Genomic DNA, 24,465 nt, shown 5'->3' with positions numbered 1-24,465 from the left:
CTACTCTTATCGGAAGATCTCTGCTAAAGCGGCGGCGCGTCATACGGCTACCTGCTTGTGCGGATCGCCTGTCGTATACGCGGATCCGCGTTGCGGTCCTCGATCAAGACGCTGAAGTGCTGCGCGGATTCCGCGTGGTCCCGCAGCACGGAGGCCACGACGGAAGCAGCGTCGCCGCCCAAGGACGCCAGCCAGGGCACGACCTTGTCCTGGGCGCTCCACTGGTCCCAGGCGCCGTCCCAGGTGCACATCGCGTGAGCGGCTTCCTCCAAGAGGTCCCAGTCAGATTGGCTGGCGGCGTAGGCGCATATGGCCTGGAGCCAGATCACGACCACCGACGCCTCGCCGAACTGCACCAACCGTGTGCCGTCTCCGTCCACGTGCTCAGCCAGGGCGCGCAGGAGGCCGTGCGCTCGTGGAACGTCTCGGCTCAGGGCTGGCCCCGCGTGCTCGGCCGCCAGACGGGCGAGCACTCCGACGTGGAGGTCATAGTCCTCGGGGTGGTCACCGACCACCGTCAAGAGGCTGTGGGCCGCGGCCAGGTCGCCGTTGTTGGCGGCTTCAAGCAGCGGGCGGGCTACCTGAAGAGGATCTTCGTGGTGAGCCGTGTTCTCGCGGTCGATCAGCGCGAGGAGGTCGCGGATGGTCTGCGGCCGGCGTTCCGGGTCGTGCTGAGTGGCGGCGCGGACGATGCCGCGCCATGGGCCGGGGGGTGGCAGCAGGGGCAGGTTGGTCCGCGGCAGCTCGCCGGTGAGGGCCCAGGCGATCACCCTTCCGATGCTGTAGATGTCGCTTGCCGGTGTTGCGTCATGGGGCTTCTCGAACAGTTCTGGTGCGGCGAAGCCCTCGGTGCCGAGGTAGTGGCCGGTGCGGCCAGCCTTGGTGGTCTGGCCGCGCGGCCGGCGCACGATGCCCCAGTCAGCGAGAATCCAGCGGTTGTCGAGTCGCAGAATGTTCGACGGCTTGATGTCGCGGTGCAGCCAGTCGTGCTCGTGCGCGGCGGACAGCACCGAGGCCAGGGCGTCCACCAGGCCGCGCAACTGGACAGGTTCCTGGAGTAGATCCCGGCGGTCTTGGGCGGTCGCCTCGGCCCAGGGCATCACGAACCAGGTGTGGTTGGAGCCGGAGTCCAGGATCGGCATGGCGTGAGGGTGGCCGGCCAGGAGCTGGCCGACTTCGATCTCCCGCCGCATGCGCGCCACCTGGCGTTCGGACGGGTACTTCTGGTGCAGCTTCTTCAGGGCGACGAACGTGCCGGTGGGTTTGTGCACGGCCTTGAAGACATCCGCCTGGCCGCCATCGGGGACAGGCTCACGGGGGCAGGCGTAGTCCTTGCGCTCACCGCGGGCGTCGCGGCGGACCGCCTCATAGGCAGTGCTGCTGCCGGGCCGTGCGGCCGCCGCGACAGGCCGGGGCGCAGGAGACGGTGGAGGTGTCCGACGGGCTCCGTACACCGGATAGCTGCTGACGGTCCGGGCCGGAGCGAGTTCATAGCCGTCGGGGGCCAGCGCGGCGTTGATCGTGGCCAGCAGCCGTTCGGTCTCGGCGGGGTCCGTCCGCACGGCGGGGTGGATCATCTCGGCCAGGAAGCGGAGCAGAACCTCGTCGGGGCCGGCGGCGAGGTTGAAGCGGGGGTCGTCGAAGACCCAGTCGTCGTCCCAGTCCCCGGGGTTGTTGTAGCGGTGCTGAACGATATCGCCCTCAGCTGTCGCGAACCGCGGGTCGAAGCTCTCCAGCCGGTCCAAGTCGTACAGCCTGCGCAGAAAAGCGATCTCGTCCAGACTGCCCGCCCACCTCGCCCCCGTCTTACGGATCGCGTCGAACAGATGCCGTCGCGTGACGTCGGTGATGGCCGCCGAAGGCCCAGCGGGTATCTCACTGCTCCTGAACCGGCCAACGACAGTTTCGGGGGCGACGGACCGCAGCAGGGAGTGGTCCATCACACTCTCGGCGCGGGCGCGGGAGAAGAGGTCCAAGTCGAAGGCGACGTCGTTCAAGGCCTGCAGCACGGTGCGCTGCACATCGGGGCCCAGCTCACCCAGCCGTTCGTAGTAGACGTCGTTCTGTCCAAGGGAGAAGAACGCCCCACCCAGGGTCTCGAAGTCGTCCGGCAGCGGCGTGCTGGCCGGCGCGGTCATGCCGAAATGGCCGATCTTGACCTGACCGACGCTCTTGGGCTCGCCGCGCGCATCGACGCACAGCAGCCCGAAGGTGGTCTTGAAATGGTAGTCGTCCCAGTTGTCCCGGAGGAGGAACGCCTGCCCTGGGCGAGGGGAAGCCGGCCACGCGCGGGTAGGTAGGACGGTGAACTGCACGGTTCCTCCAGAGGATGTCTCGGCGTGCGACCGGGCACGTCAGGACAACGGCCTCGAGCCGCCTTGTACGAGAGGCTCGACCTCCCGCGTTCGGGAGGCCGTGGGCCTGCGGGCTTCACGTGGCGGTGGGCCAGGTCCGCAGCAAAGCGGCGATCCTCCCCGCCGTGCAGGCGGGATCCAGAAGCAGGTCCTTGAGGGCGACGGCGTCCTCGCGGGCGGGCTTGACGGAGATGCCAGCGGCTTCGAGGTACATGACACCGGATGCGGCAGCGACGGCCAGGTTGGAGCGCTCCAGCCAGCGGCAACGGCCCAGGGTGTGCACGAGGGCGGCGGCTTTGGCGTAGGGGCCGTCGTAGACGGGCTGCTCGAATAGCTCGGCCTGGTGACGGGCGACCGCGGCGGCGGGAACGCCATAGTCGTCGGGGGCGGGATCATCCGCGCCGGCGGCCTCGGCGACCTGCAGGATCCAGGGAACGTCGATGTGCAGGTTCATCAGGCCGCGCGCGCTCCTCGTGGTGCGGGCGGGGCTTGTTCTGCCTCGTCGAAGACCGCCTGGTGGTCGGACAGGAAGCGGGCGGCGGCGTCCACCGCTCGGGCGCGCAGGCCGCTGGCGTCCTCCTGTACCAGTCGGGCGAGGTAGTCCCCCACGCTCAGCCCCAGGTCGGCGGCGCGCTTCTTGGCGAGGTCGGCGACGTCCTCGTCGACGCGGGCGCCCAGCTGTGTCTTTCCCATCCCATGATGGTAACAGTTGTTACCACACTGGGCGGGTTCGTGCTGCGTAGCTGGGCCTCGGTGAGTTTCCTTGGGTGGGGCCGTTCGGTCGCTGCGCTTTTTATGCAGGTCACGCCGCTGCAAGCGACTGAAGCGACCCGCGATCAGGGTTGCCGGAACGTGGCGGATCGTCTCCCGGGGGGCGCTCCCCGGTCGGGCTTCTGTCGCGACTGGGGGTCTGCCTGGCGCTGTGGCTGCCGAGGAAGACCTCGAACGCTGAACGACCGACAGCCGCAACTGATGGGGGCGGGAACCGACCCGCCCCCATCAGTTCGAGCCCTATGCCGCAGCGCTCAGCCGCTCAGATGCTCAGCTGCTGGTGAGGACGTGGATCAGCGAGTTCTTCCTGGCTGCGCATGTGCTGAATCGTCCGCGAGAGCCGCTCATGCGCGACGCGGTGGTAGTGCTCTGACATCTCCACCCCGACGAACTCCCGCCCGCTCTCCAGCGCGGCAACTCCCGTGGAGCCCGATCCGGCGAACGGGTCCAGCACCGTGCCCCCGGGCGCGCAGATCTGCACCAGCTCCCGCATCAATTCCAGCGGCTTCTGCGTGATGTGCACCCGTTTGCTGCCGCTCGGCTGGCTCACGCTCATCAACCCCGGTAGGTACACCGGGTTCCGCGCGGCGTCGACCGGGCCCCGCGTTGCCCACAGGATGTACTCACACGCGCGGCGGAACCCGCCCTTGGCCGGCCGCGAGTTCGGCTTGTGCCACGGCACGACGCCCCGCCATGTCCAGCCTGCCGCCTGCAGCGCGTCCGAGGTGATGGGCAGCTGCCTCCAGTCGGTGAACACCAGCAGCGGTCCGCCCGATCGTGTCAGGCGGTAGCACTGCCCGAGCAGCATCGTCATCCAGGCGAGGTAGGACCGCTGGTCGCGGTTCTCACCGTCGAAGTCTGCGAGCGTGTGCTTCGCATCGCTCGACACGTACTTCTGCCGGGCCGTACTCGAGGTACGGGCCGCACCGACCCCGCCGGAGTTGTACGGCGGATCCGTGATCACCGCATCCACGCACCCGTCCGGCAACCCGGTCAGCACGCTCAGCGCCTCTCCACGGTGCAACGTCCACGTAGACATCGAAGTCATCCCCCTTCGCGATCGTGATGATCATCGAACGGGTCCGAGCATCGCTCGGGAGAATTGCCCGCTTTCACCAGCTGTGCCCGCCCTCGGGGCAGCCGCTGGCGGGACAACCTGCGCACCGTCGGAAGAGCGGCACGTTGACCCGCGCGACAGCCGCGGTTGCCCCACCGCTACGGGTTGCCCCGCGGCGCGCCGTACTACTTGTCGATGGGCCGGCGGCCGCCGGCGTGCCCCCGGTAAGGCCGGTGGCTGTCGGCGAACTCACGCATCGCCGCGTACGTCCACTGCGGCCGCTGCCGCCCACTCGGCAAGGCCTTCCAGGAAGCCGGCTGGGGGAAGCCGGACGGCGGGTCCTTGAGCCAGCGGGAGATGGTCGAGGTGCCGGCGTGCCCGAGAAGGCGGGCGAAGGCGGCCGGACCACCCAGCTCGTCGTCGCCCAGGCCGGCGTCCTTGGCAGGTGGAGAAGCGGCGCGGCGACGGGCCTGCGCTCGCTGCTCCAAGTGGCGCTGGTGCCACGTAGCCCACTCCTGCTCGTCCCACCGCATCACGCCGTCCTCGCCGACGACCGGCGTCGGATGCCCGTTGGTCGCGCGCTCGGCCCAGAGCTTGTTCAGTGTTTCCCGGGAGAGGCGGTGCCGCTCCTGGAGGTCTTTCCGCGAGAGGTATCGATCAGAGTCGGGCACGGAGTCCTCCACAGGAGCGGCAGCGGGGCGAGTCGTAGCATGTGGGAGCTCCCTGAAGAGGGGCTACGGCCGGCGCGCTGCCAACTGCGCCGGCCGTCCTCGTCCGGCGCGAGCAGACCTTGCCCCGCACCCCCCCCCCACGGGGTATGTAAATTGAGTCACGTTATCGTCGTGTTGTCAAAGGGCTCGATGGGCGGTCACCTCTGGGCGTTACGCCGTCGGAGTTCGCGGCTTAACCGGGGTTCGGGGTCAGGGAGGCGGGGTCGGCATCGAGGGCACGCGTTGCCGCGCGTGCTGGCGAGGATCTCGCGAGCGGACGCCGTCGTGACGATGGTCAGGTGGGGTGCGCCGGTGGCGGCCGGGCAGCTGCGGTAGTGGATGAGGCTTTCGGTGCCGGCTCCGGTGTGGGCCCAGCCTGCTCCGTCGTCCTGGTCCGGGCCCATGGGAAGGCGGGGTACCCCGCTGTACTCGACGCCTGGGGCGCGGTGCACGGCGCTGGCGGGCAGGGTGACCTCCACTGAGCAGTACCAGTGTCCGTCGGTTCCGCGGTGCTGGCTGCGTAGCCGGCCCCAGGTGGTCCTCCCGTCGGGAAGGTTGACGTACACCGGCCAGAAATCGCTCATGTGCTCGAATTTTAGTGCAGGGGGCTGCGCCGGGCCTCCGCCGGACGGGTCAGGTGTCTGCGGTCGGGTGGCCGAGGGCTGCCTGCCGTGTGTGGACGAGCTGGCGCCAGCGGGCGCGGACGTCTTCGGCGCTGTCGAGCCAGCGGGCGGTGGAGGCCTCAGCAAGAGGGAAGCCGGCCATGAAGTGCGCGATGTCGATGTAGTAGGCGTAGTCGCCGGTACGGGTCTGCTCCTGAAGCCGTCCGATGACGGCCCGGACCTTGTCGGATTCGCCGAGGACGGCGTGGTGGAAGGCGAGCGCAAGCTCGAGGACGGCTTCGGAAGCGGCGACGCCGGACTCGCGGATGTCGATTCGCAGGGCGCGGGCGGCGGCGAGGGAATGCAGGGTGCCGGCGTCACGGACGAACGCGGCCGTGCGCACGGTGAAGCCGGTCGCGCGGAGGTCGAGTCCGGTGAGGAGCTGTTCAGCCAGGTGGATCTCATCCGCTGCGGTGAAGGGGTCGGCGAAGGCAAGGACGAGGGCGCGCTGCGCCTGGCTCGTGGCGCGCTCGCCGGCGATGCCGTGCTGCTCGGCCTGGTCGCGGGCGGCGCTGTAGGCGGCGGCCGCGCGGTTGATGTCGCCGTGGGGCCAGAGGATGTCGCCTTCGACGCGGTGTTGTCGGCCGGCCCAGCCGAGGGTGCGTGCGGTGGCGTAGGCGTGCGGGAAGTCGCCGGCGAGGCGGGCGAGGTGGGCGAGGCCTCGGCGGGCGGCGGGCGCAAGGCGGCCGCCGCCGTCGGCGACGGCTTGCATGCCTCGGCGTGAGGCTTCGGAGTCGCCGAGGTCCCGCTGTGCCTTGGCGAGGTAGTAGACGCCCATCTCCTGCAGGCTGGCCGGAAGAAGCCTGCTGTCGGTGACCTTGGCGAGACGGGACGCGGTGACGGAGCGGTGCTCGTGCTGGCGGCGGGCGAGCGCGGCCAGGAGCTCGACGAGGGCCTCAGCCGCGCTCTGGAGACCGGTGGTACCGGTGTGCCGGGTGGGGGGAGCGACGGGCTCCCACACGGAGTCGCTCACGTAGGCCCACGCGGCGTCGGCGAGCCAGCCGAGGTCGAGATGGAAGTCACGGGCGAGGGGGAGTCCCTGGCGGAGGCAGCCGACCAGCAGCAGCCGGTCGCGGCCGGTGGGTTCGGCGGTAGTCCACTGGGCGCCGAGGGCTGCCAGGGCGCGTTCCGCGGCGTGTTTCCAGTCGTGCGCGCTCCAGCGGTCGTCGCTGGCGTCGTCCGCGCTGCGGATGGTGGAGCGGATCAGACCGTGCAGGTAGTAGGGCCACAGGCCGAAGGGGTTCTCACGGACGAAGGGCCGTTCGACAAGTCGTTGGGCTGCTGCTTGGTGCGGCAGGCCGGCGGTGGCGGTGGCGAGGGGGAGGTCGAAGGCGTCCAGCAAGCTGATGGATCGCAACACGTGGCGCTCGTCGGGAGTCAGATCCGAGAGCGTGCGGGCGATCAAGGCACCGAAGTCGTGGTCGAAATCGGCCGGTGTCGGCCTGCGGGTGCGGCGGATCTCCAGGTATCGCAGGACGGACAGGTCAAGGTAGAGCGGCAGGCCGTGAGAGCGTGCGGTGATGACGTGTCGGATCTCCTCGCTGATGAGGGGACGCCCTTCCACGGAGAGCCGGCGCGCGAGGTAGTCGTCGCAGTCCTCCGGGGAGAAGTCACCGATCAGCACCTGCCGCCCGCCGCCTCCGCCCGCGGGCTGGGTTCTGCGGGCGGCGGGGATCGAGGTTGCCGGGGCGGCCAGCCCGGGCCAGGCGGCCGGTCCGGTGTAGTCCAACTGCCCCTGAAGGTGAGAGTCGGCCCACTGCAGGCGGGAACGGCCGGTGACGATGAAGAACGCGTTCGGCATCAGCCACACCACCCGCTGGATCAGCCGCTCCAGGTCCCGGTGCGTGCGGTCGCCGACGTCCTCGAACGTGTCCAGCAAGATCACCGGTGTCACGCGTCGACCTGTCGGGAGCTGCGCGAGTTCCCACCCCAGCAGGTGCGGGTAGAAGCTGAGCGCCTCCAGATCCGGCTCAGCCTCCAGCAGGTCCGCGAGCCGGGCGCAGCCGGCGAGCGCCCGCACGGTCTGCCTGCGCTCACGCAGAGCCCGTACGAGAGAGCCGGTCAGCTGCCCCACCGCCGTACCGACTGTGCCGGGGAGGGCAAGGGCCTGGGCGACATCGGCCATCGCGGATTGCAACTGCTGCGGCATCGTCTTCCCGAACCGCCCGGCCAGACCGCCGCGCCGCAGGTACTCCTCCAGCGACTCGCCGGGGTGCTGATGCTCCCAGTACCGGCGCAGCGCCACGTCGAACGCGGGGAGCGGGCGTCCGAGCGTGCTGAGCGCCGCCCGGACGGTCAACACGACCTGCTCGAAGTCCGTGCCGGCCGAGCGGGACAGGTCGATCCGCACGGGGAGGATCCGCTCGCCGGCCCACGTGGGCTCTCCCCACTGTGTGGGCCGACGCTCGGCGCCGGCCAGGGCGGCCTCCAGCTTGCGGGACAGCGTCGTCTTGCCGATGCCGCCGACTCCGTGGAACACCAGGACGTTGTTGCGCGGTGCCTCCAGGTCCTCCACATCGAAGGCCGCATCGGCGGTGCGCTGGAGGTGCTCGGTGAGCGCGGCCGCGACCACCTCCCACTGCACCTGTCGGTTGGTGAACGCCTCGCCCGCCTCCAGGCTGCGGTCGTTCGTACTGAACAGCGTCCTGAGGTCCCGCCCTGCCACAGCCCACCCCCGACTCGGTGATCACCCTGGCCCAACCTATGCCCGTCCAGGGGCCGCGCGAGACAGCAACTCCTCGACGGTGGCCGGAACAGTGCCGTACCGGCGGAGCTCACCGCAGGGAGACAATGTCCGCTTCCCTCAAGATCGACATGAAGGTGGTTGTTGTGTCCGATATTCCCGACCCCGATTTCTCCGGACTCGAAGGCGGTGAGGAGCAGGCAGCAGCGGACGTGCTCCAGGAGGTGGTGGCCTGGTACAACGCGCAGATCGTCGCGGAACGTCGGGCACCGGTGCCCGACGAGGACCGGATCGGGGAGCTGAAGGCCGGCCGCCAGGCGGCGCTCGCCGATCAGGCGCAGCTGGCGACCGCCGATACGCAGGAGACTGAGCGGATCGCCGCGATCTACGCGGCTCGGCTGAAGGAACTCAAGGAGTCGTAGTTCGCCCCCACCACCGGTAGGGACCATACGGGCGGGTGCGGCCGGTCGAGCTGGGCCGGCCGCATCTCCGGCGGCATCAGCGGCCTCGCGAGCGCGACGATCTCCTCCAGCTCCGCCCGGTGCTGGGGGAGAGCTCGCCGCAGCCCCTGGTAGAGCCGGAGAAACGCCGCCGCTTCCTGTTCGGTGTAGGGCCGGTGCCGTTCGGCGGTAAGCGCCCATGACGCTCGCCCTGGCCCGCCAGCCTCATGCCGCAGCAGCGCCTGCCCATCCCGGCGGATCACGGTGATGGCCGCGATCTGTGGGTGTCGCTCGGCGACGGCGACGACCTCGGCGAGCGCCTGGAAGCAGACTCTGTGGCCGGAGCGGCTGGTGAACCGGCCGGTGCCGCCGCTCTGTAGCGCGCGGGCGTATCGCAAGGCGGTGGCCAGACGGCTGTCGGGCTCCCGCACGGCCAGGACGACGAGCTCGACCGGGTATCCGTCGGCGGCGAAGGGAAGCGCGCTCGCCAAGAACTCCTCCACGCTGCCGGGGGCGGCCTCGATCAGGGCGTCACCGCGCTGGCCCCGCACGTACTGCTCGGCGAGGGCGAACCAGGCTCGGTAGTCAGCGCGGATCGCCGCGCCGGCGCCTCGCGGGTCGTCGCGCAGCAGCTGGAAGTAGTCGGGGTGCGAGGCCTTGAAGTCGTCGCCGACCAGCCGGGTGGTGCCCGGCCGCATCGCGCGACGAACCATCCGGGCCGCCAGCAACTTGCCTGCACCAGGCTCCCCCAGCACGTACACGGCACGCGGGTCGTCCCTGCGGATGATGTTGCCGAGGTAGGACGGGACAATCAGCTCCTCGAAGATCCAGCGGTGCTCGGCGGTCGACAGCCGGTGGTAGTCGACACCAGGCGGACGCCGACGGGGCTGAGCGAGGCGGCGAACCGGCTCGGCGAGCGCGGCGGCCCGACGAGCGTCCCGGACAACGGCAAGACGCTCGTCCTCACTCGACACCTCGCGGTGCACCCGCAACTCAGCGCGGGACAGCTCCTGGTGGAAGCATGCCGTCTCCTGGGCGGTCCACGGGCGGTACCGACCACCAGCGACGGCCTGAGCAGCGGCCGGCCGCCGCCGCCAGCTCCCGCCGACGAGTTCGTTGTCATACAAGACGGTGCCGTCCCGCCGCACCACGGTGACCCGGTCCGCCAACTGCTCGGTCTCGATGACGGCGAGAGTTTCGAGCTGGCCCTTCGCGCAGGAATCGTGGTTCTCCCAGGACACGTACCGCCGACGATCGCCGCCCGCGTCTCCGTTCAAGAAACGGTCGAGGAGACCCAGCTGGCTCAGCGCCTCCGACGTCGCGAGCGCGACGACCTCGATACGGTGCCCGGCACCGCGGTAGGCAACCGAGGAGCTGCGGAACTCGGCCGGATCGGCGGGCGCCGATTCCACCACCGCGTCGAACCGATGGGTGCGGACGTACTCTTCCACCGCGGCCTGCCAGCGACTGGTATCGCGCCGAACCTTCGCCCCCGCGGTCCGCACATCGGCAGCCACCAGCGTCGGATAGCGGCGGTGGACCGGTTTGTAGAGGTCACGCCCGATCCGTACCGCCCCGCCCCGCCGCTGCAGCGCGGCCTGAACCAGATCAGCGATGTGCGTCTTTCCCGCACCGGGCTGGCCAACAACGACCACCACGACCGGCCGCTCCTGCGGCACGGCATGACCGGCGGCCGCCGGCAGGATCACCCGTTCCAGCACGTCACGGAACTCCCGCTCCGACAGTGCAGGCGAAGCGGCTTCGACCACTGGACCCTCCCTCACACCCAACAGTGAATCTGAGGCTAAAACCAAGGGTAAGTGAAACGCAAGTTGTGGGGTAAGAGGCTGGTAGGGTTGAAAGCGGAGGTGAACCAATGCCGACAGAAGACGAACTGTTCGCTGCCGTGGACGCACTACTCGCAGGAGAACCACAACTCCCCGCGCCCGCCGAGCGAACGCGCCTACGCGAAGCAGCCGGAGTCACCCAAGCCCGCGTCGCCGAAGTACTCCAAACCACCACCCAGACCGTGAAGAACTGGGAAGCCGGCCGCTCCGAACCCCGCCCACCACGCCGCCAGGCCTACCAACGACTGCTCGACGGATGGGCAGCGCAGTCCCGCACACCCACCGACCCACCTGAACCCGGCGCCTAGCACCCCTGCCCATGGTCAAGGGCGAGGAGGGCGGCTCACCGAAGCACAGCAGGAAGCCGCGCGACACGATGCGCATGCATGACGCGAGTGGTCTGCGCCGCCTGCTCCGCACGCTTCGCTTCAGACCACAATGAGCCGTCCCCAGTCACTTCAGCCCAACGCTGAAAGGCGTGCGCCTTCCGCTCGTGAAGTGCGGCGAGGAGGACAAGATCGGGCTCCTCGCGCTTCTGGTAGGCGCGGTACGCATCACCCAGTTCGATCAGTTCCGTTCGCAGGTCATCGGGCTTGAGATGAGGCGGTACGATCCGCTGCGCGATCTTGCCTGACCGCCCTACCCGACGGGCAGTCTTCTCTGAGCCGGTGTGGCCGCGAGCGGCCGGAACGGCACCGGCCGTGGACGAGGGGCCAGGGGCGGAGAACACCGCCGCCGCAGCCGGCACGCCTCTCCGGCCGCCAGCAACCGACGCCACCTCCGGCTTGCTGTGCGAGGGCGCCGCGGCGGTGTCCAGCACCCGACAGCCCGAGGTCGCGGCCGCACAGCGCGCGCACACCTCCGCGACCCGCCACAGCCGCCCGGCCCGGTCGGCGAACACGGTCAACACCACCGGTCCTCCGCACCGAAACGCCCCCACCACCGCCCCGCCGCGCCGCCCCACAGTGGCGTCAGGAACGTGCCACGCGCACTCAGCGGCGCGACAAGCACACTCCGCCTCGGCACGGGGACCGCCACTGGCGCGGATGCCGGCCAGGTGCATGTTGACGTGGCCGACCGCCGCCTTGCGCCCAGCGGCAGCACCTTCGGGGAAGCGCTGCTCGGGGCAGGCCGCCCGCGAGCACGACAACCTGACCGCGCCGGCGGAAGGGCGGCCATAGGGGTCCAGGCGCACCGTCCACACCCGCCCCGCAACGCGTCCGGTCTGCTGCGTGCCGGCCCCCATCACCACATGTCCTCCCAGCATTGCTCGACCTGTTACCGAGGCGGTCCCATCATCGAGGATCACAGCCGGACTTGTCGGCATTCCGGCCGGCGCCGTTGCCCGACCTCACGCTGCGCCAAGTCGGCACAGCGAAGGGGCGCTCCCTGGCTCAGCGCTTGCGGCCGAACGGCCACCAACGGCGCGTGGGTCGGCGAGACGGAGCAGCCGGCGGCGGGGATGGCGGCCGCGGTGGGGGAACCGCCGGCATAGGTGGCAGAGGCGGCTTCTCTGGAACCGGCGGCACGAAGCGCGAGGGCGGTGAGCCCGGCACCCCCAGCTTGGGAGGGAGCGGCGACTGCGCATCCGGTGCAGCGCTGTCCTCCCGCTGCACCGGCGACGGTGCGGAACCGACCGGCCGGCTTCGCCGCGGCCCGGAGAAGGACACAGCGGGCCGCCGCCGGGCCGGCGCGCGGATGGCCGCTGGCACAGGAGGCCGGCGGGGAGCGGCTTTGGTGACAGGAGGCGGGCAGGAGGGTGGGCTGCTGCGGCCGGTGGCATCGTCGTACGTCCAGTGGGCCAGTTGCCAGTGCTCCTCGGCGAAGAGCTGCAACTCGGGCCTGGCCTTGGCAGGCGTCCACACCTTCCACGCGCCGACGGCCAGAACGAAGCAGCCGGCCACGAGTGAGTCGAGGAGAGGGGGATGGTCGGTCCGGATGCGAACCGTGAAGCCGCCCCGGCCGTCGGCGAGCCGGAGAACCGGTCGACGGTGGCGATCACGCTCGACAGCGGCCACGCGACCAAAGACCGCCACCGGATGCCCCGCCCTACGGCCCTCGGTCACACGCGTGTACAGCCGCGCATGGTCACTGGCCGCGGGGCCGTAGCAGAACTCGCCCCACCCCACCGCTTTGGCCGCGCCGGGGCGCCGCACCTTGAACTGCGCGGTCACCTCAGCGTCGTAGCCGTGCTTCTGCAGAAGCCGAGCCACGACGACGGCGCTATTGATCAAGGGAGGCAGGAGCGGCCGGACGGTGGAGACGCTCACCCCGACCCGGCCGTCGTCTGCTGGCGGGCCGGCGTCGATGACGGGGGCGGTCGCGCCGATCTGGTCCACATCGCTGGGGAGGACCAGGTGCAGCTCATCGCCCTCGATGACCGCCACGCCCTGCGAACCACGAGCGATCTTGTGGAGCACCTCGATCGGATTGAGAGGACAGCTCCGCTCGTGCTCCCGGTCCGCGGCGAGCCGGAACAGCGCCGCTCGCGGACTGCGGCCCACCGCGGTGCGCTGGGAGACCACCGGCGTCGTGCAGAACGCGCAGATCAACGGAGTCTTCTCTCGCCGCCACCACGGTTCGTCGTCGATCTCGCGCGAAAACACCAGTGCACCAGCGGTGCCGTGCTGGTACAAGCGTGCCTTGTTCAACGCCTCCACCCCCTTGATCCACTAGGCAACAGGGGACCACGCATCACCGACAGGCGGAAGAACGACTGCCGCTTCCCGGCCGCCTGCCGGCGCGACCCCGCCCCGCAGGGTCTGAGGCGACCACCGCCAGGTACCCTGACACGCTGCACATGGGAGGTGACAGTGGCGGGGGAGACGCGGCTGAATCGCGCGCACCGCGTGCTGATCGGACTGGTCGTCGTCGGCGCGCTCGTAATCGCCACGATCGGTTTCGCCGGCTCGTACGCAGCCGTGCGTGAACTCGCCGAGCAGAAAGGCTTCGGGGCGTTCGCTCCCTTCTTCCCCATCGGGATCGATGCGGGCATCGTCGTCTTGCTCTCCCTCGACCTCCTGATGACCCACTTCCGTATGTCCTTCCCGCTCCTGCGCCAGGTCGCATGGGTGCTGACGGCCGCGACGGTGGTCTTCAACGCGGCAGTAGCCGATGACCTGCTGGGCATGGGAATGCACGCCGTCATCCCTCTGCTCTTCGTCGTCACCGTCGAGGCCGCCCGCCACGCGATCGGGCGGATCGCGGACATCACTGCTGACAAACACATGGAAGGTGTCCGCCTCACACGGTGGCTGCTGGCGCCGATCCCGACCCTCCGGCTCTGGCGGATGATGAAGCTCTGGGAACTCCGCCGGTACGACGACGTCGTCCAACTGGAACGCGAGCGGCTCATCTACCGGGCCAGGCTCCGGGCACGGTACGGACGCGGATGGCGGCGCAAGGCACCAGTGGAGGCACTGATGCCGCTCAAGCTCGCCAAGTACGGGGTCCCCCTGTCCCGGACGGCCGCCGACGGCCTGGCAGCCGCCGGCATCACGACACCGACCAGGGCCGTGCCGCCGGCCGGCGACCACCAACAGACGCTCGAGGACAGGGCAGAAACGCCACCAGCTCCCGAGCTCACGGCAGCTGCCGCAGAACCACCGGCCACCGATACCCAGCAGGCAGCCCCAGCTGCGCCGACACGGCCGGCTTCCCCTCACCAGGACTCGGCTCCGCCGCCTCCGGGCCCCGGGCGCCGCCCTGCGGCTGCTTCCCCCTCGACCGAATCCACCCGGTCGACCGGCCACACCGTCGCCGCCGAGGAGCCGGGCGCCAGACCCTCGTCGCGCGAGCCGCAGCCCCTCACCAGACAGACTCTCGACACCAGCATCCCGGCCCCAAGGCCGGGGCCCGCGCACTCCACCGCCTCGACGGAACCCTCGGACAGCGCGCCCGCTCCACGGCCGCGTCCCACCGACACGGCGAACCCGGCCTTGAAGAACAACGGCGCGCACTCCGCCCAGGCCGCCGTCGCGCCCAACCTCAACGTCGCGCCCAAGGACCAGCCAGACACGAACCCGGGACTCCTGAAGATCATCCGATGGCTGGAGGAGTCAGAGAAGGCAGGCAGAAAGCTCTCCGGCTCCGAGGTCGCACGTCGCCTGGGCAAGGCTGAGCGCACCGGCCGCCGCGCACTAAAGGACGCCCAGCTCACCCTCCAGGTCCTCGAGTGGCACCACGACGCAGGAAAGCAGGGCACCGACCTGACCGCCGAAGAGGTCGCCGCCCGGCTTGGCGTCGAAGCGACGGCCGCTCGCCGCTACCTGACGGACGCCCGCACTCTCGACACCGGCCGCCGGCCGCGCCACCTCCGGCCGGTCCAGGGCCGCTCTTCCACGTCCCCAACGTCATCACGCTAAGTCACTGTGGCCGGTGACCGGCAATCTGTCAGGGCCCGACCGGCCACGTACCAAACACGGCTGTTCCTGCCAGCCACCCACCGGCACGATCGGCCAACGGAATCGGCCAACCGGCCAAGCTGTCCACCGCGTGGCCGATTCACCGGCCACCGGCCATCGGCCATGGCCGATCCGCGTCAGATCGGCCAACTGCACAGCTGGCCGGTTCCTGAGAGCGGCGCCTCAAAGCGGCCACCTGCTCCTGCCGACCACCGAAAACCGCGTGCACCTCCTCGGGGCAACCCCTCCTTCGGGCGGCAGGGCAACCCTGCTCCACGAACGCCCTGACATGCGCTTTCGCGGCGGGGCAACCAATCGGCCAACCTCGCGCAGCCTCAACCGGCCACTCCCGTGGCCGCTCTCCAAACCGGCCAGGCCGCCCTCCCGCTGAGTGCGATCGTCCGAAGCGACCTTCACCGCCCGCCGGCACTCGGCCGCGCCCCTCAGCAGGGCGATCCCACACGTTGGCCGATCCGGCCGGCCAGCTCGCACACGCACCCAACTCACCAGCCATGCGGCCGACGCCTGTGGAACATCGCTCCGCGACGTCAGGACCGTAGAGGGGACCGCCCCTTCAGAACGGCCACGGCTTGAGTGCGTACGGCCACTACAGATGGTGATCAACAGGCGGATCGGCCAACTCTAGGGCGGATCGGCCAACTCTAGGATGGCCACCGGCCACCGGCCAACCGGCCACCGGCCAACGGCCAACGGCCACCGGCCAACGGCCAACGGCCATCGGCGTACCGGCCACCGGCCGGCGCGGAGCCGCGCCGCGCGTGCTCAGTCGCCTCGGCGACGAACCGCGAACTGTCCGACTGCGCCCAACCGGCGTGGCCCGACGAGACGGGCGGACTATCTCACCGGTGAGGGTTCACGCCCGCGCGAGGAGGGCCCGGAGGGTCTCCATCGTTTCCTCCTCGGCTTCCACACCGAGTGCCTCGTTGAGCTGCTCGAGTTCGTCCGCGGCCTTCCGAAGGCCGTCGAAATCGCCGAGGGCCGCGAGCGCGGTGAACCGGGCCCGGTGCAGCTGCTCTGCCTCGGGCGCCGCCTGCAGCCCCTGGGCTGCCGCCCACAGCGCCTCGCGGGCCCGTCCGGCCACCAGGTGGCGCTCGGCGAGGATCTCTGCGGCATCGACGATCGCGGCGATCATCTCTTGGAGCAGCGGCTCCGCCCACACATACCGGTTCGGCGGCACTCCGCTGAACGGCGTGCCGCGCACCAGCCGCAGCGCCGCCTTCAGCTTCTCGGTGCCTTCATCACCGCTGAGGCGGGACCCGGATTCCACCAGCTCCTGGAAGCGGCGCCAGTCGGAGTCGACGCCAGCAAGCGTGTACCGGGCGTCAGCGGTGTCGGAGATGATCGGCAGGTAGTACTCGCCGTCCTCGTTGGTGCCCAGCCAGGCCCGGGTCCTGCTCACCAGCTCCGTGACCGTGCGCCGCTTCACCGGCCTGTCACGCCACAAAGCGGTCTCGATGGCTTCCCGAGACCGGCCCGGGTGGAACCACAGCCACGCCACCAGCTCGGTCGCCGCCCGGGCCCGCTTGGTCTCCACCGTGCCGCGTGCTCCGCAGAGCTCCACCGGCCCCAGCACCCGCACCTGGGGCCCGCCCGTCCGTTCCTCCTCGACGGCCGGGTCGGCGGATTCCGGCGGCGTCGCCGACGGGACGGGTGCGGGGAGAGCTGGGGCGAGGGCCGACAGGTCGGGAACCGCCGTGGCGCTGAACGTGGGCTCCTTGCCGCCGCTCGTCGCCGAGTCTGTCGCCTCGGCGGGGGAGACGCCGTCCGAAGCGCTGGCTACCGCCTGGGCGCTTGGGCGCGGGTCGGACTCCTCCTCCTGAGGGACGTCGTCGTCGAGCGCGGCCAGCGAGGACATCAGGGCGGCGCCACTGGCTGCGGGCCCGTGCTCCCGTTCCTCCTGCGCGGGCACTTCAACGGCGGGGAAGTCCGCAGGCGGTGTGTCCGTCGCCGTCCCGGCGCCCGCTCCCTCGGTGGGGGCCTCGTAGGCGGGGAGGAACGCGTCTGCCGCCGGAACATCCTGTGCGGTGTCGGCGGTGGCCAGCATCGTGATGATGTCCTGGTAGGAGGCATCGTCCAACGCCGCCAAGGTGCACATCAGGCCTGTGCCGGGAAGCTGGACCGTCTGCTCCGACGCGTCGGTCGTCTCCAGCACCCAGCCCTCGCCCGGACCGGTGTCGCTGCCGGCTGCCGACGTGGTCACGACGGCAGTAGCGGTCCGGGGCTCCGTGCGCACGAGCCGGGCCAACTCCTCCTCCTGGTCCGCCGGCCACTCGTCGGCGATCACCACCTGCGGGGTCCACCCGCCGGCACCAGCCTCTCCCAGCCGGGCTTCGCGCAGCGACCGCAGCTCCAACGCCTCCAGCGCGCGCTGCTGCTCGCCGTGGTGCGCGCGCAGTTGCTCAAGCACCTTGGTCGGCGAGGGGCAGGCGGTGACGCGCTCGGACACCCCCGCCAGCCCCGGCGCGAGGTCTTCCGGGAGCAGCACGGACAGGTGCTCGGCGAGTTGAGTGACGGTGAACTCGACCGCCAGCGTGCGAGCGACCGCGTGCCGGCCGGGCCCGGTGAGTCGCAAGAGCCCGATGTGCTCGAGGTCCACCAGCACCAGGCGCTGATCGGGCAGGGTGCCCAGTACGACTAGACCGGGGTAGGGGGAGTCGACGTCGACGTCCAGTTCCTCGTCGGCGGCCGCGGTGAGCGAGCACACCCACCGCTGGTCGCCGTCCTCGCCTCGGAACGGGGCCACCGGCGGCTCGCCGGCCACCAGATGCAGCTCCACTTCGTGCCCACCAAGCACCACGGCCTGCAGCGCCGGCAGCGCCCGGCCGTCGGCGGCGAGCTGGAACGCGGCCCGCCGCAGCACACCGTCCAGGACCGCCGGGTCGATCGGCGCGGCCGCAGTCCTCAGGCTCTCCTCGGTCTGCACGGCGCGCCCCTCGGGCATCGCGATGCGACGGCCTCGACGACGGCGACGCTGCTGCACCACGCGCCGCACATACAGGCTGGAGAGCAGGCCAGCGGCCAGCAGGCCGGCAGCCGCGCCGATCACGACCGGAGTACGGTCCGCGCTCGAGGCGGCGGCCGGCGCGGACTCGGCGGCGTCCCGGCCACCACTGTGCGCCGGCCCGGTCACCTGGGGGCCCGGGCGGGCCTCCTCCACCGACTGCTCGCCGCCGCCGGTCTCCCGCGGCGCTGCACTCTCCGCCTCGCCGCCGCCCTCGTCCGACTTCTCGCCGTTCCCCGCCCCTTCCGCCCGGTCCGAGTCCGGCCGCTCCGGGCTGTCGGCCGGCGGCACCGCCTTGTCGGCTTCCTTCTTCTCGACATCCTTCTTGTCGAGTTCCTTCTTCGGTGCGCCCTCATCCGCGGTCTCGTCGGCATCCTGCTGGTCCGGCTGCTGCGCGGCGACCGAGGGGATGAGGACTTTCTGCCCGGGATAGATCAGATCCGGGTCGCTGATCTCGGGCTGGTTGGCTTCGAAGACCTCCTGGTAGCGCGTGCCGTCTCCGAGGTAGCTCTCCGAGATCTCCCACAGCGTCTCCCCGGCCTCCACGGTGTGCCGCGCGGCGCGCTCCCTCTCGCCGGGTGCGGCCGCGGCATCGTCGCGGGTGGCTGTGGGCTGGCCGGCGGAGGCGTCCTCCGGAAGCCGGAGCGTCGTGCCCTTGACCAGGGGTTGGTCCGGCTCCCTGTCCACCGAGGGGTTCAGGTTCGCCAGGTGCTGCCACCGGGCGCCGCTGCCGAGCCGGTCCTCGGCCACCGAGCGGAGCGTTGACCGGTCGTCAGCGACGGTGTGCAGCGGCTCCTCGCCCACCCCGGCATCCGGCCCCGCTGACATCACCCGCACTCCGCCGTGGTCAGCGCCGGCGGCGCCGTCAGGGCCTGCGGGAAGCAGCAACTGCCACCCCGGCCGCAGGAACCGGTCAGCGCTGAACCGGGTTCCGTCCGGCATCGTGCGGCCCTCGTTCAGCGCGGCGATCTCCACGAACCGCTCTTCATCCCCGAGTTGCGCCCGCGCGATCTCCAGCAGGCTCTCTCCCGCCGACCGCACCGTGTACACGCGCCCCGCCGCTTCCGTACGCTCGACCGCCTCCGTGCCGGTGCCGGCGTCGTCTGCCCCGGGCACCGTGGCCGCGGTCGCGGTGATGGGGGAGGCGACCGCGGGGGTGGCCAGCGCGGTGCTCGTCGGCAGCAGCACGAGCACAGCGCCGATCAGCGACGCGGCCGCCCCCTGGGCGAAGCCGAGGCTGCGCCGGCGGCGCGCGGCGCGGCCGCGGAGCTGCGCCGGCACCTCGAGCAGCACCGCCACGGTGAACTGCGCCCACCCTGCCCAGGCCAGGGCGAGCAGCAGCAAGAGCGCGAGCCCGCCGCTGTCTTGCTGGTCCAGGTCCAGCAGGTTCAGCACCTGACTGCCGCCGTGCGACCACACGAGCGGCGACAGGTGGATCAACGCCACGGGCACGCCGACGATCAGGGCGGCGAGCAGCAGCAGGCTGCCGAGGGCCTTGGTGAGGGTGAGAAGGGGGCGGGGCCCGCGGGAGGTAGGCATATCAGTCCTCAGGTGTGGTGACGCCGTGCAGCAGGCTGGCCTGGCCGCGGCCGGTGACGCTGCGAGTGAACGACGGCGGGAACACGCTGCTGTAGGTGGTGGTGACGGTGACGCGTATCGTCGAGCCGCCGGTGACAGTCACGGTCCCGGTGACCCCTTCGCGGGCGAGGTACTGCTGGGCGGCGGCGGCCGCCGCCGGCGGGGACACCACCAGGCCGTCGCCCTCGATCGCTCGCGCCGGGTCGACGGCCTGCCCGCCGGCCCGGGCGGCTTCCGCCGCCAGGGCGTCGGCGCGGGAGACCGCCCTGAGCCGGCCCAGCCCGTCCACCAGCAGCGTGCCGATCAGCGCCAGCAGCGCGGCGGTGACCACCACGAGGAACACCGACACGCCGCCAGCATCCCTGCCGCGGCCAGCCGCCAATACGCCGCCCGCGCCGGCCTCTTCTCGGGCGAGAGCCAGGCGTGGGGAGGTGGAGATCAGATGAGGCATCGTGCGCATCACCGCTGCCGGTAGGCATCGACGACGGACGTGAAGGTCGAGGTCATCGTCTTGGCTCCAGGAGAAGGGATCGTGAGGTCGGCCAGCGGGACCGTGCAGCTGACCGTCACCGTCACCGTGCCGACCTCGCCGACGGGCGCGCCCAGCCCCGAGGCGTCGACGCGCACGCTGGTGGCCGAGCACCTCAGCCCTTGGTCGCGCAGGGCGCCTTGCGCGGCGGCGGCCGCCGCCGGCTGCCCGGCTGCGGCGGTGCGGTGAATCGACGCCGCACGCGCGGCGTCGATCGCGGCGGCGTCCACCTTCGACTGGGCGATGCCGATCCGGCCCGCTGCCCACGCCAGACTGATCAGCGCGATCACACCGGGGATGACGATCGCCGCTTCCACGGCCGCCGACCCCCGATCACCCCCACCCTGGCGCAGGCCGCGAAGCAGCCCGGTGATCTGGCGCATCCTCAGCCCTCCCCCGGAGTAGTCCACCGCTCCACCTCGGCGGTCGCCGTCTGCGTGAACCGCCGCGCACCCACACCCGGGATGAGCGAGACCGCGGTGCCCGATACCTGCACCTGCACCCGCTCACCGTTGCTGGACGCCGACACCGCCGTGCCGCGCAGCAGGTCGCCGGAGGTCTGCCTCAGCCGGGCCCGGGCGGCGGCCGCACCGTCGCCGGGCGACGCCTGGTACGCGGCGGCGGCCCGCGCCCCGGCCCGGGCCGCGTCCAGAGCGGTCTCCCGCGCGAGGTACCACATCACGACCTGCACGACCATGAGCGTGAGCACGAAGACGACCGGCAGGATGATCGCGATCTGGATCGAGGCCTCACCCCGGTCGTCAGCCTGTCTCCCTCGCACACGGAGGTGCCGCATGCTCAGATGCCGTTCAGGCGGGCGCCGTAGCGGTTCATCAACGCGGTGATCAGCGCGGCGATCGCGACCGCGCCGGTGATCGCCGCCACCCAGATGATGACGGTGGTCACCGACACGTCCCCCCGGTCCCCGCCCTTGAGAGGGGACGCGGCACGCTCCTCGAGGTGGTCGCGGATCACCGCGCCCCACACGGCGGCCTTGGCAGCAAGGAAGTCGAACATGAAAGGGTTCCTCCGATTTCAGGTGGTCAGGATGCGGAAGACCGCAGGGAAGCCGAGGAGCAGCATGAGGAGCACCGCCAGCAGCGCGCCAGGTGCGGTCATCTTCTCGGAGTCGGCGTTGGCCTCGGTGGCCTGGTCCGCCAGGAGTTGATCAGACAGGCTGCGTGCCCGGGCGCGGAGCGTGTCGTAGACGCCGGCACCGTCCTCGGACGACCGGCGCATGATGTCCGCCAGGTCCTCCACCGCCGGCAGCTGCAGCTCCGCCGACAGCGCGTGCAGGGCGTCCCAGGGCGCCGCCTTGTCGATCCTCGCTTGCCGGAGGGCGTCTTGGAGCCGCACCATCGGCCAGCCGCGCCCCACCGCCGCGGCCTGCTCCAGCGCCTGGGTGGGTGCCGCGTCCCCGGCCCGCCGCAGCGCCACCAGGTCGAGGTAGGCGGCCATCGCGTGCGCGAACTCCTCCCGGGCCCGCTTGGCCCGGTCGCGCACCGCCAGGTCCGGCACCCACCACAGCAGCCCGGCCAGCAGCACGCCGAAGAGGGCCGGCACGGCCAGCGGCATGCCCAGGCCCAACACGATCCACGGCGCCGTCGCGAGACTGGGCACCAGCAGACCCATCAGGGCCATCGCGACCTTCGTCAACAGATGCCGGCCCGGGGAGACCCCCAGCAGAGCGAGATGGTGGACCGGTAGCCGCACCCACGGCAGATGTCCGATCCGCGCCAGCAACCAGCGCCCCCACACCTCGTCCCGGTCCAGCCGGAGCTCCCGCTCCACCAAGCGCCGCGCGGCGGGGTCGGTGCGTCGCAGGGCCGGGCCGAGCGCCGGCTGCGGCCGTACGAACTGCGTGAGTAGCAGCGCGAGCCCGCCGCCGACCAGGCACCCGCACAGCGTCAGCAGCATCATCGCTTGCTCACCTCCGCGCCCGCCGCCGGGTCTGGGCTAGTGCCCGTGTCGACTCGGGGTTCAGCGGAGCGGACCGCGCTGCGCGGGTCGGCCTCAAGGAAGCGGGGGATGGGCCGCTGCTGCGCCAGAGAGCGCATCCACATCAGCGTGCCGACGAACCCCAGCACGCACAGGGCGAACACCACCTGGCCCAGCAGCGTGCCGTAGGGGGAGGTGTAGTCCTTGGCGAACACCACCCCGCCTACCGTCACCGCGGCGACCATGATGGTCAGCCACCGCACGGTCGTGCGCGGCTTCGCCCGGTCCGACTCGATCTCCCGCCGCTTGGACACCTCATCCCGAACTGAGGTGGCCAGGTTCTGCAGGCCGTCTGCCAGGCCGGTCGAGCGGCCCCGCGCCGCGCTGGACGTGGACAGGATCAGCGCGGCGATCACCCGGTCCGCCAGCACATCGTCCAGCTCCTGCGCACACGCCCGAAGCGCGTCATCCGGGCGCACGCCGATCCGCAGATCGCGGGCCAGCTGGCCGATCGGCTCGGCGATCGCCGGCGGCGCGCTACGGGCACTGCCCTGCATCGCCTGCTCCAACCCGATGCCCAGCCGCAGCGAGTCCGCCAGGCTCTGCGTCCACGTCGCCAACGCCTCCAACTGGTCGATCCGCCGGCCGGCCGCCTGCCCCGACGCGAGCAGCCACGGCACACCGACCACCGCGGCCCCGGCGAGGAACGCGAAGACCGGGACCTCCGTGAGCAGCCACACCACGGCCACCACCACGGCGGCGCCGGCCCGGCGCACTGTGCGTGTGCGGCGTTCCCGCTCGGTCAACGGGGCGCCCGGCCGGCTCCACCGGGCCCGCCACCGCGACCACGGCCCCGTGCCGCCCGTCGGCCCTTCGTAGCCGGCCGCGACCGCGACCAGCAGCACGAGGCCGCCGGTGATGCTCATCCCCGTCAGCAGTGCCAGCAGCGTCATCCGGCACCACCGATCACCAGCGGCAGGCGGTGCGTCCAGGTCCCGCCGACATGGTCGAAGGTGTGCTCGGGCAAGCCGACCCTGCGCAACTGGGCGTAGCACGCCGGCTGCAGCAGCGGCACCGCCCGCGGCTCCCCGTCCTCCGGGCGCGGCCCGAAGATCATATTGGTGGCCGGGTAGCCCTCGGGGGAGTCACTGTCCCCGGTCACCTCCAGCACGTGCGACACGTACCGGGAGACGGTGCCGCCGATCTGTGACTCGTCGATCCGCGACACGTACACAACGAAATCCAGCCCGTTTCTGATCTGTTTGTACGCCAGCCTCTCGGATGGGCGGTGCGGTGCCTGCCCGTACAGCTCGGCGATCCGGTCGAAGACGCCGGTGACGCGTTTGGCGTGCAGTGTGCACATCGTGCCGCCCTGGCCGCTGGTGAGCGCCTGCATCATCGCCACGATCTCCGGTCCGCGGACCTCACCGACGACCAGCCGGCTCACCGACATCCGCAGCGCCGGCGCGATCAGGTCCTGCATGGTGATCTCGCCGAGCTCCCGACCGTCCGGGCTCCGCTCGCCGTTGGACTCCCGCGCCAGCATCGACACGACCTGCTGGTGGTATCCGTTGGAATCCGCGTGCAGTTCGGGGGTGTCCTCGATGACGGCGAACCGCTCCAGCGGCCCGTACTCGCGGAGCGCGGCCCGCATCAGCGTCGTCTTACCGACCGCCGCCTCACCGGCGAACATGATGTTCTTCTCGGCGCGGATCGCCGCCCTCAAAAAATCGCGCAAACAGGTGTCGATCATGCCCAGATCGACCATGTCGTCCAGCGTCTGCTGCGTCAGCCGGTGTCGGCGGATCGTCGCCATGGTCTGCCGCGTCACCCCGGTGATGGCCTGCAGCCGGGAGCCCTCGGGCATCTCGGTCTGCAGGAACGGCCTCGCGTGGGAGAGGTTCCGCTCCTGCTTGCCGTCGGCGGCGTTCCGCGCCAGGTCCCGCAGTAGATCCAGCAGCTCTTCCTCCGAGCCGGCGACCGGCGGCACCTTCACCAGCTTCCCCGACGACAGCCGCAGCCACGTCTCGTCCGGGCCGTTGAGGTAGATGTCCTCCACGTCGTGCCGGTCCAGGTAGGGCTGGAGTCGGCCGGCGCGGAACAGCAGGTCGAACACCCGCTGCTTGAGGGCTTCGTCCTCTGCCTCCGTCGGCAGCCGGGCCCCCGACTCACCCAGCAGCACCGACCGCTCGTGCACGGCTTCCGCGATCCACGCCATCGCGCGCTGCTGCTGCTCAAGCCGCGGCATCTCCGGCTTGTCCTTCAACGCCTTCTTTAGGTGCTCACCGACGCGCTTCTTGATCTCCGCCGCCGCGCTCTCATCGATGACGACCTGCGGGATCTCCACCGCCGACTCCGGCTGCCGACCCCGCACCACCGGTACGGGAGATGGCGGGGGCGGCGGGGCCGCGTGCGGCGGCGCCCCACCGGCCACCGGCGCGCCCGACGCGGCTGGCGCCGGGCCGGGGGAG

General features: G+C 71.2%; 20 protein-coding genes. 3 read left to right on the top strand and 17 right to left on the bottom strand.

Annotated elements, in window-relative coordinates; all coding sequences use genetic code 11:
* Window positions 1–47: 47 nt before the first annotated feature.
* From FNX44_RS02110 to FNX44_RS02085, 6 genes are all read right to left on the bottom strand, one after another.
* Window positions 48–2,315: an AbiJ-related protein gene (locus FNX44_RS02110; protein ID WP_143646174.1), complete on the bottom strand. Its 2,268-nt coding sequence runs from the start codon at window positions 2,313–2,315 to the stop codon at window positions 48–50.
* Between the two features lie 115 nt (window positions 2,316–2,430).
* Window positions 2,431–2,808, bottom strand: a complete 378-nt coding sequence (locus tag FNX44_RS02105) for a fic family toxin-antitoxin system, toxin component (RefSeq protein ID WP_143646173.1) — start codon at window positions 2,806–2,808, stop codon at window positions 2,431–2,433.
* The gene (locus FNX44_RS02100) at window positions 2,808–3,047 is read right to left on the bottom strand and encodes a hypothetical protein (RefSeq protein WP_143646172.1); all 240 of its coding nucleotides are present in this window, start codon (window positions 3,045–3,047) and stop codon (window positions 2,808–2,810) included. The genes FNX44_RS02105 and FNX44_RS02100 overlap by 1 nt, the downstream gene beginning before the upstream one ends.
* 340 nt (window positions 3,048–3,387) lie before the next feature.
* A complete protein-coding gene (locus FNX44_RS02095; RefSeq protein ID WP_143646171.1) occupies window positions 3,388–4,164 on the bottom strand; it encodes a DNA-methyltransferase in 777 nt (258 codons plus the stop codon).
* 203 nt (window positions 4,165–4,367) lie between these two features.
* Window positions 4,368–4,853 carry a hypothetical protein gene (locus FNX44_RS02090; RefSeq protein ID WP_143646170.1) on the bottom strand — a complete coding sequence of 162 codons (486 nt, stop codon included), beginning with the start codon at window positions 4,851–4,853 and terminating at the stop codon, window positions 4,368–4,370.
* A 672-nt stretch (window positions 4,854–5,525) separates the two neighbouring features.
* Window positions 5,526–8,219 (bottom strand): ATP/GTP-binding protein, encoded by a 2,694-nt coding sequence (locus FNX44_RS02085; protein ID WP_143646169.1) that lies wholly within the window; start codon window positions 8,217–8,219, stop codon window positions 5,526–5,528.
* Window positions 8,220–8,344: 125 nt separating this feature from the next.
* On the opposite strand from FNX44_RS02085, the gene FNX44_RS02080 reads away from it, so the two are divergent.
* Window positions 8,345–8,659: a hypothetical protein gene (locus FNX44_RS02080; RefSeq protein ID WP_228449553.1), complete on the top strand. Its 315-nt coding sequence runs from the start codon at window positions 8,345–8,347 to the stop codon at window positions 8,657–8,659.
* On the opposite strand, the gene FNX44_RS02075 is transcribed toward FNX44_RS02080, so the two are convergent.
* Window positions 8,623–10,554, bottom strand: a complete 1,932-nt coding sequence (locus FNX44_RS02075; protein ID WP_228449551.1) for a zeta toxin family protein — start codon at window positions 10,552–10,554, stop codon at window positions 8,623–8,625. The two genes, FNX44_RS02080 and FNX44_RS02075, sit on opposite strands and share 37 nt — an antisense overlap.
* Between FNX44_RS02075 and FNX44_RS02070 the strand changes: the two genes are divergently transcribed.
* Window positions 10,554–10,832 (top strand): helix-turn-helix domain-containing protein, encoded by a 279-nt coding sequence (locus FNX44_RS02070; protein ID WP_143646168.1) that lies wholly within the window; start codon window positions 10,554–10,556, stop codon window positions 10,830–10,832. The two genes, FNX44_RS02075 and FNX44_RS02070, sit on opposite strands and share 1 nt — an antisense overlap.
* A 35-nt stretch (window positions 10,833–10,867) precedes the next feature.
* On the opposite strand, the gene FNX44_RS02065 is transcribed toward FNX44_RS02070, so the two are convergent.
* Together FNX44_RS02065 and FNX44_RS02060 are read right to left on the bottom strand one after the other, a co-directional pair.
* Window positions 10,868–11,434: a hypothetical protein gene (locus tag FNX44_RS02065; protein WP_143646167.1), complete on the bottom strand. Its 567-nt coding sequence runs from the start codon at window positions 11,432–11,434 to the stop codon at window positions 10,868–10,870.
* 484 nt (window positions 11,435–11,918) lie between these two features.
* The gene (locus tag FNX44_RS02060; RefSeq protein ID WP_153506731.1) at window positions 11,919–13,184 is read right to left on the bottom strand and encodes a hypothetical protein; all 1,266 of its coding nucleotides are present in this window, start codon (window positions 13,182–13,184) and stop codon (window positions 11,919–11,921) included.
* 153 nt (window positions 13,185–13,337) lie between these two features.
* Here FNX44_RS02060 and FNX44_RS02055 point away from each other — a divergent pair, with 153 nt between their 5' ends.
* Window positions 13,338–14,888 (top strand): DUF2637 domain-containing protein, encoded by a 1,551-nt coding sequence (locus FNX44_RS02055; RefSeq protein ID WP_323369021.1) that lies wholly within the window; start codon window positions 13,338–13,340, stop codon window positions 14,886–14,888.
* Window positions 14,889–15,801: 913 nt separating this feature from the next.
* Here the strand turns inward: FNX44_RS02055 and FNX44_RS02050 are convergent.
* From FNX44_RS02050 to FNX44_RS02015, 8 genes are all read right to left on the bottom strand, one after another.
* The gene (locus FNX44_RS02050) at window positions 15,802–19,488 is read right to left on the bottom strand and encodes a LysM peptidoglycan-binding domain-containing protein (protein ID WP_143646166.1); all 3,687 of its coding nucleotides are present in this window, start codon (window positions 19,486–19,488) and stop codon (window positions 15,802–15,804) included.
* 1 nt (window position 19,489) lies between these two features.
* The gene (locus tag FNX44_RS02045) at window positions 19,490–19,876 is read right to left on the bottom strand and encodes a hypothetical protein (RefSeq protein ID WP_323369020.1); all 387 of its coding nucleotides are present in this window, start codon (window positions 19,874–19,876) and stop codon (window positions 19,490–19,492) included.
* Window positions 19,877–19,986: 110 nt separating this feature from the next.
* On the bottom strand, window positions 19,987–20,439 hold the full coding sequence (locus FNX44_RS02040) for a TadE/TadG family type IV pilus assembly protein (RefSeq protein WP_143646165.1): 453 nt from the start codon (window positions 20,437–20,439) through the stop codon (window positions 19,987–19,989).
* A 2-nt stretch (window positions 20,440–20,441) separates the two neighbouring features.
* Window positions 20,442–20,852 carry a TadE/TadG family type IV pilus assembly protein gene (locus FNX44_RS02035; protein WP_153506730.1) on the bottom strand — a complete coding sequence of 137 codons (411 nt, stop codon included), beginning with the start codon at window positions 20,850–20,852 and terminating at the stop codon, window positions 20,442–20,444.
* 2 nt (window positions 20,853–20,854) lie between these two features.
* Window positions 20,855–21,073: a hypothetical protein gene (locus FNX44_RS02030; protein ID WP_143646164.1), complete on the bottom strand. Its 219-nt coding sequence runs from the start codon at window positions 21,071–21,073 to the stop codon at window positions 20,855–20,857.
* An 18-nt stretch (window positions 21,074–21,091) separates the two neighbouring features.
* Entirely contained in the window at window positions 21,092–21,976 is an 885-nt protein-coding gene (locus FNX44_RS02025; RefSeq protein ID WP_143646163.1) for a type II secretion system F family protein, read from the bottom strand.
* Window positions 21,973–22,947, bottom strand: a complete 975-nt coding sequence (locus FNX44_RS02020) for a type II secretion system F family protein (protein WP_143646162.1) — start codon at window positions 22,945–22,947, stop codon at window positions 21,973–21,975. Before FNX44_RS02020 ends, FNX44_RS02025 begins: the two co-directional genes overlap by 4 nt.
* The coding region (locus tag FNX44_RS02015) for a TadA family conjugal transfer-associated ATPase (protein ID WP_228449549.1) at window positions 22,944–24,465 on the bottom strand (1,522 nt) is incomplete at its 5' end. The genes FNX44_RS02020 and FNX44_RS02015, both read right to left, overlap by 4 nt.

This window comes from Streptomyces alkaliterrae, from assembly GCF_007097205.2.
GTDB classification, from domain to species: Bacteria; Actinomycetota; Actinomycetes; order Streptomycetales; family Streptomycetaceae; genus Streptomyces; species Streptomyces alkaliterrae.
Note: the sequence above shows the minus strand (reverse complement) of the source record. Positions and strands in the feature narration are given on the sequence as shown.

Bases quoted from the DNA above. Each gene is read 5' to 3' on its own strand.
- FNX44_RS02035 (WP_153506730.1), bottom strand. From the start codon at position 20,852: ATGCGGCACCTCCGTGTGCGAGGGAGACAGGCTGACGACCGGGGTGAG.
- FNX44_RS02050 (WP_143646166.1), bottom strand. From the start codon at position 19,488: ATGCCTACCTCCCGCGGGCCCCGCCCCCTTCTCACCCTCACCAAGGCC.
- FNX44_RS02020 (WP_143646162.1), bottom strand. From the start codon at position 22,947: ATGACGCTGCTGGCACTGCTGACGGGGATGAGCATCACCGGCGGCCTC.
- FNX44_RS02070 (WP_143646168.1), top strand. From the start codon at position 10,554: ATGCCGACAGAAGACGAACTGTTCGCTGCCGTGGACGCACTACTCGCA.
- FNX44_RS02030 (WP_143646164.1), bottom strand. From the start codon at position 21,073: ATGTTCGACTTCCTTGCTGCCAAGGCCGCCGTGTGGGGCGCGGTGATC.
- FNX44_RS02040 (WP_143646165.1), bottom strand. From the start codon at position 20,439: ATGCGCCAGATCACCGGGCTGCTTCGCGGCCTGCGCCAGGGTGGGGGT.
- FNX44_RS02025 (WP_143646163.1), bottom strand. From the start codon at position 21,976: ATGATGCTGCTGACGCTGTGCGGGTGCCTGGTCGGCGGCGGGCTCGCG.
- FNX44_RS02095 (WP_143646171.1), bottom strand. From the start codon at position 4,164: ATGTCTACGTGGACGTTGCACCGTGGAGAGGCGCTGAGCGTGCTGACC.
- FNX44_RS02100 (WP_143646172.1), bottom strand. From the start codon at position 3,047: ATGGGAAAGACACAGCTGGGCGCCCGCGTCGACGAGGACGTCGCCGAC.
- FNX44_RS02105 (WP_143646173.1), bottom strand. From the start codon at position 2,808: ATGAACCTGCACATCGACGTTCCCTGGATCCTGCAGGTCGCCGAGGCC.
- FNX44_RS02080 (WP_228449553.1), top strand. From the start codon at position 8,345: ATGTCCGCTTCCCTCAAGATCGACATGAAGGTGGTTGTTGTGTCCGAT.